Source organism: Rhizobium sp. CSW-27, assembly GCF_018760785.1.
In the GTDB taxonomy this organism is placed as follows: Bacteria; Pseudomonadota; Alphaproteobacteria; order Rhizobiales; family Rhizobiaceae; genus Neorhizobium.
On record NZ_JAHHZO010000025.1, the window covers coordinates 16,462 to 28,228 of the forward strand.

At 59.3% G+C, this 11,767-nt stretch carries 11 protein-coding genes and 2 pseudogenes; 11 read left to right on the top strand and 2 right to left on the bottom strand.

All coding sequences use genetic code 11. The features are described from left to right. The first annotated feature begins 3 nt into the window (after window positions 1-3). From KLP42_RS25325 to KLP42_RS25355, 7 genes are all read left to right on the top strand, one after another. Entirely contained in the window at window positions 4-747 is a 744-nt protein-coding gene (locus tag KLP42_RS25325) for an ABC transporter permease (protein WP_215570853.1), read from the top strand. Continuing rightward, window positions 744-2,132, top strand: coding sequence for an NAD(P)/FAD-dependent oxidoreductase (locus tag KLP42_RS25330; protein WP_215570834.1), 1,389 nt, complete (start codon window positions 744-746; stop codon window positions 2,130-2,132). The genes KLP42_RS25325 and KLP42_RS25330 overlap by 4 nt, the downstream gene beginning before the upstream one ends. Continuing rightward, the gene (locus tag KLP42_RS25335) at window positions 2,132-3,619 is read left to right on the top strand and encodes an aldehyde dehydrogenase family protein (protein WP_286675509.1); all 1,488 of its coding nucleotides are present in this window, start codon (window positions 2,132-2,134) and stop codon (window positions 3,617-3,619) included. Before KLP42_RS25330 ends, KLP42_RS25335 begins: the two co-directional genes overlap by 1 nt. Before the next feature lie 28 nt (window positions 3,620-3,647). Then, on the top strand, window positions 3,648-3,998 hold the full coding sequence (locus tag KLP42_RS25340; RefSeq protein WP_215570839.1) for a cupin domain-containing protein: 351 nt from the start codon (window positions 3,648-3,650) through the stop codon (window positions 3,996-3,998). 213 nt (window positions 3,999-4,211) lie between these two features. Next, complete coding sequence (locus tag KLP42_RS25345) at window positions 4,212-5,726, top strand: amidohydrolase (RefSeq protein ID WP_353844933.1); 1,515 nt, start codon at window positions 4,212-4,214, stop codon at window positions 5,724-5,726. Window positions 5,727-5,733: 7 nt separating this feature from the next. Continuing rightward, entirely contained in the window at window positions 5,734-6,195 is a 462-nt protein-coding gene (locus KLP42_RS25350; protein WP_215570842.1) for a DUF3237 domain-containing protein, read from the top strand. A gap of 14 nt (window positions 6,196-6,209) precedes the next feature. Then, entirely contained in the window at window positions 6,210-7,199 is a 990-nt protein-coding gene (locus KLP42_RS25355) for a LysR family transcriptional regulator (protein ID WP_215570844.1), read from the top strand. A 32-nt stretch (window positions 7,200-7,231) separates the two neighbouring features. On the opposite strand, the gene KLP42_RS25360 is transcribed toward KLP42_RS25355, so the two are convergent. After that, on the bottom strand, window positions 7,232-7,792 hold the full coding sequence (locus KLP42_RS25360; protein ID WP_215570847.1) for a hypothetical protein: 561 nt from the start codon (window positions 7,790-7,792) through the stop codon (window positions 7,232-7,234). Between the two features lie 854 nt (window positions 7,793-8,646). Here KLP42_RS25360 and KLP42_RS25365 point away from each other — a divergent pair. From KLP42_RS25365 to KLP42_RS25380, 4 genes and pseudogenes are all read left to right on the top strand, one after another. Beyond that, on the top strand, window positions 8,647-8,823 hold the full coding sequence (locus KLP42_RS25365) for a hypothetical protein (RefSeq protein WP_172977924.1): 177 nt from the start codon (window positions 8,647-8,649) through the stop codon (window positions 8,821-8,823). A gap of 182 nt (window positions 8,824-9,005) precedes the next feature. Further along, on the top strand, window positions 9,006-10,034 hold the full coding sequence (locus KLP42_RS25370) for a DUF3991 and toprim domain-containing protein (RefSeq protein WP_215570849.1): 1,029 nt from the start codon (window positions 9,006-9,008) through the stop codon (window positions 10,032-10,034). A 73-nt stretch (window positions 10,035-10,107) separates the two neighbouring features. Next, window positions 10,108-10,713 (top strand): DUF1419 domain-containing protein, encoded by a 606-nt coding sequence (locus tag KLP42_RS25375; protein WP_215570851.1) that lies wholly within the window; start codon window positions 10,108-10,110, stop codon window positions 10,711-10,713. 92 nt (window positions 10,714-10,805) lie between these two features. Then, window positions 10,806-11,642 (top strand): annotated as a pseudogene (locus KLP42_RS25380) (lactate dehydrogenase); the annotation flags it as partial. A 15-nt stretch (window positions 11,643-11,657) separates the two neighbouring features. Here the strand turns inward: KLP42_RS25380 and KLP42_RS25385 are convergent. Then, window positions 11,658-11,767 (bottom strand): annotated as a pseudogene (locus KLP42_RS25385) (IS630 family transposase); the annotation flags it as partial.

Here is an 11,767-nt window from a genome sequence, read left to right on the forward strand (position 1 = left end):
CTGATGAGTGCGCCGTTGCTCGTGGTTCTCGGCGTGTCGGTCAACGAGCGGAAGTCTTTGACCTTCCCGCCGCAGGGCTTCAATCTGTCCTGGTATCTGGACCTTTTCCGGCTGCCGGACTGGTCGGGTGCGTTGCTGAATAGCGTGATCGTTGCCTTCCTGTCGGCGGCTCTTGCGGTGGCCATCGCCTTTCCACTTGCCTGGTTCAACTGGCGCTATCGCATCGGCTGGGTGAAGGGCATCCTTGCGATTGGCCTGATGCCCTTCCTGCTGCCTCCAGTGATTACCGCGCTCGGCTTCCTCTCTTTCTGGACGCAAACTGGCTTTTACGGCCAGGCATGGACTGTCGTCATTAGCCATGGGATCTTTCTGGTGTCATTGCCGCTGGTGTCCCTGTCACTGGGCTTCGGCTCGCTCGACGACAGTCTTCCGGAGGCGGCAGCAACCATGGGTGCCGACAACAAGGTGATCCTCAAGACGATCGTGTTTCCGCTTGTTCGCCCCTACGTCATTTCGGGCTTCGCCTTCGCCTTCGTCGTCTCGCTGAACGAGTACCTCGTTGCCTACATGACGGTCGGTGCCGTCATCGAAACTCTGCCCATGAAGATCTTCAACTCGCTGCGCTACGGCTACACACCGGTCATGGCGTCTGCATCCGTGTTCTTCGTCGCGCTTACCGTCATCATCTTCTCGCTGGTCGCCCGCTTTGGTGATCTCCCGAAACTGCTCGGAGCACATTCAAAATGATCGCAATTCGCAGAGCTCTGGCCAATGCCACGCTCTACCCCTTCTGGCTGGACAACAAGCTGGCGCCAGGTTCGGAAATGCACCTGGTCGGTGCGACCGATGCTGATCTGGCGATTGTCGGGGGTGGGTTCACCGGTCTCTGGGCAGCCATCCTGGCGAAACAGGAAAACCCGGGTCGCGACGTCGTGATCATCGAGGCGGGCAAGGTCGGCCATGGCGCGTCCGGTCGGCCGGGCGGGATCGTATCGACCTCGGTCATGCATGGTCTTTACAATGCCAACCGGATCTTCCCGAATGATCTTGCCGCGCTGGAGCGCCTTGGCAAGGCCAACCTGGACGGGTGGCAGAAGACGATCGACGACTATGGCATCGATGCCGATCTGGAATGGACGGGTGAGATGACCGTGGCCGTGGCCAAGTCGCATCTCCAGGAACTGCAGGACGAATATGAGCTCGCCAAGCGGCATGGTCATAATGTCATCCTTCTGGACCGCGAACAGGCACAGGCCGAACTGGCATCTCCGATTTTCGAGGGTGCCATGTGGTCGCGCGAGCGTAGCGGTATCGTGCATCCGGCCAAGCTGGCCTGGGGCCTGAAGCGTGTCGCCTTGAGCCTGGGTGTGCGGATCTACGAACACACGCCGATGACCGGCGTCGAGGACAATGGATCGACCCTGACGATCATCACGCATGATGGTCGGGTCAAGGCACCCAAGGTGCTGTTTGCCACGAATGCCTGGAATGCAGGTCACAAGAAGATAAAGCAGCGCATCGTTGCTGTTCGTGATCGGGTCATCGCGACCGAGCCTTTGACCGAAGAGCAGCTTGCGCGGCTTGGCTGGAATAACAGACAGGGCGTCTACGACACGCGCACGCAGCTCAACTACACGCGCCTGACCTCGGACAACCGGATCATCTTCGGCGGGCGTGTCGGCTACTTCTTCAACAACAATACGGATCCGGCCCAGGATCGTCAGATCGAGACCTATGAGCGGCTGGCTGGCTATTTCTTCAATACCTTCCCACAGCTGCATGACGTGAAGTTCACTCATGCCTGGTCCGGTCCGATCGATCTGACCATGCGCCTTGCGGTGCACTTCCAGCGCTACTACGGCGGCAAGGGCATCTACGCGGGTGGTTATTCGGGTTTCGGTGTGACCACCACCCGTTTCGGCGCCAATATCGGCCTCGACATCCTCGACGGGAAGACAGGGCCCGATCTCGATCTGGATTTTGCCCGGACCCTGCCGAACTGGATCCCGCCGGAACCCTTCCGGTGGATCGGAGCCAAGCTCACCATGTATGCGCTCGATGAAGTCGACCAGAAGGGCGGCTGGCGCAAGCTCTGGATCAACCTGGTTCACCGTATGGGCTTCCCGCTATGATGACATCTTTCCCACATGGGGCCGGTGGGCCCGACCTTTCTACCCTGATCAACAGATCCCAGACCGTCTTTGTGAACGGTATCTGGCACACCGGTCGTTCCGGCTCGGCCTTGCCCGCCATCGATCCGACCAGCGGCCGGGTCTTTGCGGAATTCCTGACAGCCTCGACTGAGCAGGTTTCCGATGCGGCTCAGGCTTCCCAGGATGCCTTTCACGGCTGGCGGCGCCTCGACGGTTCCAAGCGTGCCGACTACCTGCGTCTCTTTGCAGCCGGGCTTCGCGCCCGCAAGGACGACTTGGTGGCTCTCCAACGCCTCAACAACGGCAAGCCGCGTCTCGAAGCGGAAATCGATGTCGAGGACGCCGCTGCGACCTTCGACTACTACGCCGATCTGGCGTCCGAACTGGATGGGCGCCAGGGCTCTGCCGTTCTATTGGCGCAGGACGGTCTTTCAGGTCGCACGCATTTCGAGCCGCTGGGGCCCGTCGCTCTGATCGTGCCATGGAACTTTCCCATGGTCACGACGGCCTGGAAGCTCGCGCCGGCGCTGGCTGCCGGTTGCACGGCGGTGTTGAAGCCGTCGGAATTCACGACGCTGGCGGAGCTCACCTACGGCGACCTCGCGCTGGAAACCGGTTTGCCGGCAGGTGTATTGAACATCGTGCCCGGTGGTGGCGATGTCGGAGCGGCCCTGTGTTCTGATCGTCGCTTTCGCAAGATCTCGTTCACCGGGTCCAATGCGACCGGTTCGCAGGTCATGGCGGCTGCTGCACGGCGCTCTGTGCCGGTCTCGCTTGAGCTCGGAGGGAAGTCGCCGATCGTCGTCCTTGACGATGCCGATATCTCCCAGGCCGTCGAAATCGCTGCCGCCGGCATCTTCTTCAATTGCGGTCAGATGTGTTCTGCCACATCCCGGCTGCTCGTGGCCGACCGTATCGCCAGCGACTTTACCGAGGCGCTTGTTGCCAAGGCGAAAACGCTCGTGGTGGCCGGACATGACCGGGACGACGGGGAAATGGGCCCTCTGACGACTGCGGCGCAATGGGCCAAGGTCGGTGAGTTTCTCGCCCAGGCAAAGGCAGACGCGCTCCAGTGTCTGACCGGCGGCAGCATCGAACAGGATCGCCCTGGTTTCTTCGTTGAGCCGACGATCTTCCGCGACGTGCCCATGGAGCATGCGATCTGGCGGGATGAGATATTCGGTCCCGTACTCGCCATCCGCAGCTTCCGCACGGATGACGAGGCCGTCTTCCTCGCCAATGACACCGATTTCGGCTTGGCAGCCACGGTTGTGGGGGGCGATGGCGACCGAGCGGCGAAGATTGCAGACCGGATCGATGCGGGTCACATCTGGATCAACACGCCGCAGATCATCTTCCCGAACACCGCCTGGGGCGGTTTCAAGGCCAGCGGTATCGGTCGCGAGCTAGGTCCCTGGGGCCTGTCGGCCTACTGCGCGGTCAAGCACGTCACCATCCAAAACTAATGCATCGCTGAAATTCAGGACTGAACGCATGTCGAAGATTATCGCTCTGACACCAGATGGCCCGAACGGTCTGGAGAGCTGCCAGGTTGTTCCCGCCGAAAGCCTTTTGACGCCTGCACCCACCGAGCAGGGCACCGTCATCTTCTCCGAGGGTACCCAGACCTGCGGTATCTGGGAGGCAACGCCCTATGCCGAGCGCATGGACGATTACCCGTTCAACGAGCTGGCCCATATCATCTCTGGCAAGGTTTGCATCATGCCGGATGGCGGCGCTGCACAGGTCTTCGGGGCAGGTGATACCTATGCCATGCAGAAGGGTTTCAGCGGCCGGTTCGAGGTGCTGGAAACCTGCCGGAAATACTACCTGACCGTCGAATAATCAAAACAGGAAGGCGGTTCGATCGCACTTCCACGCTGCATCTCTGGAGGAACACCCATGGCAAAAAGTGCCGACCTGATCATTACGAATGGCCGCGTCATCACCATGAACGCACACCAGCCGCAGGCCGATGCTATCGCGGTGGCCGGTGGCCGCATCCTGGCCGTTGGCAGCTATGACGATATCGCCGCCTATCGAGGTTCGGAGACGAGGGTGATCGATGCCCAGGGCAAGACGGTGACGCCCGGCATCAACGAAAGCCATATCCATATCTTCGGTGGTTCGGCCGAACTCGACCAGCTGTCGCTTTACAACGTCAAGGGCTACGAAGCCCTGAAAGCTGCCGTCCAGGCCTATGCTGCCTCGAAGCCGAATGATCCGCTACTGATTGCGAATACGGCCGACTACACCATTCTCGGCGATGATCGCGGTCTCGATCGTCATATTCTCGATTCCATCCTGGCCGACCGGCCGTTAGCGCTGATGTCGCCGGATCATCATACGGTATGGGCGAACACAATCGCCCTGACCAAGGCCGGCATTCTGGAAGGCCGCCAGCTGCCATCAGGCAACGAGATCGTCATGGGCGAGGACGGTCTGGCGAATGGTGAGTTGCGTGAACACTACGCATTCGACGACGTCATGGCGCTCAGCGCCAGCGCCGGTCGTGATCGCCTCGGTCTCAGCACGGGCGATGAGCCCGAGGTTGCGCCGACCGCTGCCGATCGCGCCTTTGATCGGGAACTGATCAAGCGTGGTCTTCATCATCTGGCCAGCCATGGCATCACTAGCTTCCAGAACATGGATGGCAATCGCTACCAGCTCGAACTGCTGTCCGAAATTCAGGCGGAAGGCAATCTCATTTGCCGCGGGCGTGTGCCCTTGCATTACGTCAGCGGCGATATCATCGAGCAGATGGACAAGGCCGCCCAGATGCGCGCCGATTTTAACGGTGAGTGGCTGAACTCGGGTACCGTCAAGGTGTTCATGGACGGTGTTCTCGATTCCCACACGGCGCTGATGTACGACGATTATGCCGATCGTCCGGGCTGGAAGGGCGAGCCGCGCTTCGACCAGGACACTTTCAATCGCATCTGCACAGAGGCCGACAAGCGTGGCCTGCAGATTGCCGTCCACTCGATCGGAGATGGAGCAGTGGCCAGCGTCATTGATGGTTATGTTGCGGCGAGGATCGCCAATGGCGCCCGCGACAGCCGTCATCGCATCGAGCACATTGAAGTCGTCCGCGACATCGATATTCAGCGTATGGCGGATATGCGGATCATCGCATCCATGCAACCTCCACATCCACCCGGCCAGATGGGGCTGCCCCTAGAGCCGACATTGACGCGCATTGGCCGCAGCAACTGGGAGCGTGCCTATGCCTGGCGTGCGATCAGGACTGCGGGCGTTGATCTCATCTTCTCGTCCGACTGGCCGGTTTCACCCGTCTCGCCCATGCGGTCGATGCATTCCGCGATGACGCGTCAGCGCTGGGCAGACGATCTGCCTGATAACCGGCAGACACTCATGGAAGCGCTGGACGCCTACACGACGAGGGCTGCCTTTGCCGAGTTTGCCGAAAACTGGAAAGGGCAGTTGAAGCCGGGCTTCGCTGCCGACATCGTGGTCTGGGACACCGTGCTGGATGCAGTCGATCCAGAGGCGATCGAGACCGTCGCGCCCGCCTACACGATCTGCGCCGGCCACATCACCTACCAGGCTTGAGTGAGAGATGGCTGACGCAATCAATTCGGAATTTGCCTTCGAAATCCGCGCGAAGGTCTCCAAACCTCTGGACTTCGGCGCCGGTCGCAACGGCTCGAGGATGGTATTCCGGATTATCGATGGCAGTGTTTCCGGCCCAAAGTTTGAGGGCCGGATCCTCCCCGGCGGCGCGGACTATGCGTTGGTCCGCGCCGACGGCGTCACGGTCATCGAGGCGCATTATGTGATCCAGAACATCGACGGCACCTGTGTTTACGTCAAGAACAAGGGCCTTTTCATAGCGAACAAGGATGCCATCGACCGAATGGATCGTGGCGATCCCGTTGCAGATGAAGAGGTCTATTTCCGGGCCGCTCCTGTCTTCGATGCTCCGGATGGCCCTCACAGCTGGCTCGCAGACAGGCTTTTCATTTCGACGTGCCGGTTTTCCCTGGATGAAGTGACCATCCGCGTCTATACCGTTTTGTGATGAATTCCTAAAGCATGAGCTACACTTCCGATGGCGCGGACAAGCTCGATGCGCGTTACGGAGACCACGATTTGCGGAAATTTGACGGCAATCCTCGTCAGTCCTTCTCCGTAGATAACGTTGATATCCGTTTGATGCGGATCTTCATGCGTGTGGTGGAGGCCGGTGGACTTTCGGCTGCACAATCTGATCTGAACCTGTCCCTGTCGACCATTTCGGAGAAGATCACTGCCCTTGAGCAGCGCCTGGGTGTCAGCCTCTGCAAACGGGGGCGCAGAGGCTTCATCCTCACGGAGCATGGACGCCTCGTCTTCGAGGAATGTCAGCGGCTTTTCGGGTCTCTCGATCAATTCGGCCGGAAGGTATCCGGTCTGCGATCCAATCTCGCCGGAACGCTGACGGTCGGAATGGTGGACAACATCATCTCCGATTCCCGTTCAGCACTGGCCGAGGCGGTTGGCAAGCTTGTCGATGCCGCGCCTTCCGTCAGTCTTGTGCTCGAAACACGGCCACCGGGGGAGTTGCTTCGTGATATCGTGGCGCGCAAACTCGACCTCGGCATCGGCAGCTTTCCGAGGATGGCCCTCGGATTGAGTTACATCGACCTTTATGACGAGTTGCAGAACTTCTATTGCGGGCGCGGGCACCCTCTTTTTGATGTTCCCGACGATGAAATCACCATTGATGTGGTCAGGGTCCACCGCATCATCGGCCGTAGTTACTGGGCCGCGCGCGATATCAAGATCTTCGCGATCTCCAATCCACATGCCACTGTCTCGAATATGGAAGCAGAGGCGTTTCTCATCCTCTCCGGTAACTATTTGGGCTACCTGCCCGACCATTATGCAGACAGCTTTCAGAAAGCCGGACGAATTCGGCCAATCAGACCGGATCTTTTCTCCTACAAGGCCAAGTTTCAGATTGCCACATCCGAAGACTGGATGGATCGTCCGCTGACCAAGACGTTCGTGCAATTCCTGGAGGCATGCTCGGCGAATAGGTGATGCAGCTGGAGCTCTGCGCTGGTGCTTGCGCACTATCCAGTAGCTCTCTGCGGCAAAACGGGTGATCCATTTTTGGCTGCGTCGTGGTCTATAGTGTTTCTCATGAGCATCAAATTGCCCATGAATTCTACGCCGTTCGCCACTGAGTCCATGATCACCCGAGCTGTTCGATTGAGGTCAATCTGATTGCCATCCAGCGCCAGGTTGGGGGGAAGTTCAACGAGGCCGAGCGTTGTCATCGTCTTGTAGGTTTTACTCAAATGGATACACGACCACTTCATTGACATCGTGAGTGGGCATTGCATGTACAAGGTCGGCTTAGTGTGCCAAAGAGAGAGACCACGTTCATCTTGCAGGGAGAAATTCATTTCTACCACATTATTGAGATGAAATTCCTGGTGGAAGATCTGATTCGCAATGATCTCGCAGCACTTCACTAGGTCTGGAATACCGAGACCCTCGACGGGGCGAGTAATGGATGAGGAACTATCAAGTCCTTCATATTGAACGGTTAATGCCGCTGGTTGCCCCGTCCTGTCGATTGCAACGTTATGGATCGTCAGCTTGAACTGCGGAACTGGGGTCTGCATCATGGTACCTGCTTACAAATTGGTGCTCTAAATTCTGCATCGCTATCTCGGCCAGAAAACGCCGGCGATAATGAGGCAGTGATCGAAGCGTCGTCGCGAATCAAAAGGGTAAGCGTCTTAAGGATTTCGGCATGGTCTAACACGCCAGATAGATGGTTGCCCGGCTCGTATCGCTTCGGGTAAGTCGAACGGAACGCGTCGGCACCCTGCCATATGACTGAGGCAAGTGTTTCATGGGACAAAGAGGGGTCGTGCCGCTACGGGTGCAGCGCCGGGGACTTGCGGAAAAGCCAGTCAAAGTGGCTAGCCGAAACAAAATCTGTCCAGGTCGTCCGCCGTGCTAATACAACTGCAGGTCAGTTCTTTAAACGTCGCTCAGATAGACTTGGAGCGTCCAATCTATGAGACCGACTTAATGCGACTTCTCAGCGGTAGTTAACCTCATGAAGGATACGTTAACTTTACGGTACAATCGCTCGATTTTAGAGGCGACCGTTCTGTATCAGGCTTAGTTCCATAATTATGACTATGACACTTTGTCTAAGGTATTGAAATAAATTAATTATGTTTCTGTTTTGATGTAGGGTGCTATCATCTAGGTCATCCGCCGGACAGCAGCCAGCTGAACCTGCGGACCGAAAACCGTGCGCTGTCAGATTGCAGCACTAGAAGCACTCCAATCCCGCTTCTTGTGATGGCGTCCTGGACCAGGCCCGGATCTCCGTCGATCAACCCGTAAAGGGTCGGCTAGCAAGCTGCCGCCGCTTCGTCTGCGCCTTTGCGGTGATCGCGACCGTCCCTGTTCCTTCGAGGAGCCATCAGCGGGAATTGGCCCGCTTCCGATGGAGCACCTGAACATGGCACACGATCTTTCCCTCGCCCAGTCTCACGCCTTCCACCTCTGCAACAACCTGATGGTTCCGATCACCCTGTTCAAATCCGGCGACGAATTCGGCGTCCTTCCGTCCGACGAACTCGATGACGAAGACGATCTTGAGATCGTGCACGAGTATTTCCCCCGCGGGTCTCATTGAGACCCGCCTGTTCGTGCCGCTGGCGACCTGTCGGCCGCAAGGGAAGCTTCGCCGCAGCGCTTGCTGCAACTTTTGTCAGTTGCGTGCTGCGCCCTTGCCCCCTCCGCTCTTCGCGGCGGGACTAAGGTGGCCCGCAGATTGCGGGAAAATGAAGGGACGGTCGCTGTGCGGCCGAAGAAAACATGAAACGAGAAGAATTAGAGGCGCTGCGCGCCAGGGTCAATTGCGAGGCCGTGCTGGAACGGGCTGGCTACGAAATCGATCTGAAGGAAAGCAGCCGCCGCGCCGTCAAATACCGGCATGGCGGCAACATCATTATCGTGACCCATGACGGAAGAGGCTGGTTCGATCCGCTGGGTGACGAGAAGGGCGACGTCTTTGGCCTTGAGATGTTTCTGGAAAGGGCCACGTTTCCTGCCGCCGTCGACGCTGTCGCAGCGCTGGTCGGGTTTCAGCTTTCCCGGCCGGAATGGCGTCCGTCGCGGTCTGCAGTGTCAGACGAGGCCATTGCTGACCGTTGGCGAAGCCGGCGTACGCCGTCGCCCGGCTCCGAAACATGGCGCTATCTTTGTTGGGAGCGCTCGGTCCCCCCTGCCATCGTCAGGCACGCCATCCGGGAGGACATCCTGCGGGAAGGACCTTTTGGCAGCATGTGGGCGGTGCATATCGATGGCCGCGGCCGAGTGGTCGGCTGGGAAGAGCGCGGTCCCGAATGGCGCGGATTCTCCACTGGGGGCGCGAAGGTGCTCTTCCGTTTGGGTCCGAGCGACGCTCCCCGTCTCTGCGTCACTGAGGCCGCGATCGATGCGATGAGCCTTGCCGCCATCGAGGGGCCGCGCGAGGAAACACTTTATCTCAGCACCGGCGGCGGGTGGTCTCCGGCAACCGATGCCGCCCTTTCTGTGCTGGCCGCTTTCCCAGGGGTCAATCTAGTCGCCGCCACCGACGCTAATTCCCAAGGGGAAGCCTATGCGGAACGACTGCGTAACATCGCCGAGAGTGCTGGCTGCAATTGGCAGCGCCTTCGACCTTCGGCGGACGATTGGAACGAAGTTCTTCAGCACAGGGAAAAGGAAAAGCGAGAAAAAAGGACGGAGAATAGGAAAAGGCCTGCCGCATGCGCGCCGACCGCATCAAGGGAGGCTTCGCCCGGCATGCGCCGGCCCTTGACCTGGCCGGACACGAGGCCGGCCGATCGGGAGGGGTCATGAAGGACTGAAGAGGATAGCGAGGTCGAAACGACAGTGCTGCCTTCGGTCCCCAAACCCCGAAAGGATCAAGCCAATGACCTCGATATCCCTTCCCCGCAAAGTGTTTCAAGGTGTTGCCAAACGCACCGACATGTTCCGGATGTTCGACCGGCACGCCAAGCGCCCAGATCGATTCGATGGTGATCAGTCAGCCACCTATGCCGGCGAGTGGTTCGAGATCGACGAGGCCTCCTACACCTACATGCTCGACATTCTGACGCCGCTCTGGATGCGTGGGCCGATCTTCGCAATGCGCGAGTTCATGACCGGTTTCGTAACCTCGGTCTTCTACGCGATCTGGATCGATGACACCATCCGCTATTTCCACACCTACTGCGACCTTTCCAATCCTAACTCGGTCGAGGCGATGCGCTCGGCGATCCTTGACCGCGAAACCCGGCCAGTTCGGGCGATGAGCCGAGAGGAACGGCTCGAGCATATCTGGAGCACCACGGCAGACGACTATCGTGGTTATGCCGGCCCCCGTTGGCCGAAGCCGATGCAGGGCCATCGCACGGTCATGCTTTATGGCGGCAAGGAAGGCACTTTCCTGAAGCTGCTCGATACGCTCAGCGACGACGAAATCGCCGCCAAACTGCCGGTGCATCTGCGCCACCTCCCTGCACCCCTGGCCGCCTGAGCCAGATCTCACTTTCGCAAAATCTGCGCGGCAACCGGTTGGGTGTCCGACCGAACGACAGCGCTCGTTCCCATACCAAAGGAGCCTTTCCTATGAGCAACGATCCCTTCACTCTCGGCATGTTCGGCAGCTCTGCCCTGTCCTCCGGCCTTGGGCTTGGTGTAACCGCGTTCGGCGGTTTCTCTCCGGATGCTGCCAATGATGACGACCCGGATCCTACTCCGCCCGCACCAGCCCCTGCCCTCCCCGTCATTGCCGCACCTGTTCGGCGAGCGGGGTCTCGGGCAAACTTCTATCTTGACGGCGACCGCGCGTTGGGCGCCAGCTGGAAGGATCGCGCCCGTGCCAATGTCGCGGCAATCCTCGTTGCCGACGGCATCGCCAGGCAGAACCGGCCCGCGACGCCCAAAGAGCAGGCGCAGCTCATTCGCTTCACTGGCTTCGGCGCCAGTGAGTTGGCCAATGGTATGTTCCGTAGGCCGGGCGAGGTCGATTTCCGCAACGGCTGGGACAGTCTAGGTTCCTCGCTAGAGACCGCAGTGTCCGAAGCGGACTATGCCTCACTTGCTCGCTGCACGCAGTATGCGCATTACACGCCGGAGTTCATCATCCGGGCGATGTGGGCAGGCATCCAGAGGCTTGGTTGGCGCGGCGGCCGGGTGCTGGAGCCGGGCATTGGCACAGGCCTGTTTCCGGCGCTGATGCCGGAGCAATATCGCGACGCGGCCTACGTCACCGGGATCGAGCTCGATCCGGTCACGGCCCGTATCGTCGGCCTACTGCAGCCGAAGGCGCGCATCATCAATGGCGACTTCGCGCGCACCGATCTGGCGCCGATCTACGATCTCGCCATTGGCAATCCGCCCTTTTCCGATCGGACCGTTCGCTCAGACCGCGCCTACCGGGCGCTCGGCCTTCGCCTGCACGACTAGAGCGTTTCCCTTTCATGCTGGATCGTAACCACATGATGTGAAGAAGTTGCGAGCCTCTTGTGGCTCGACGAGGTCAATCAGTTTCCCGATCCTGTCCCAAAGGCCAGTTACGGTGCGCTCTG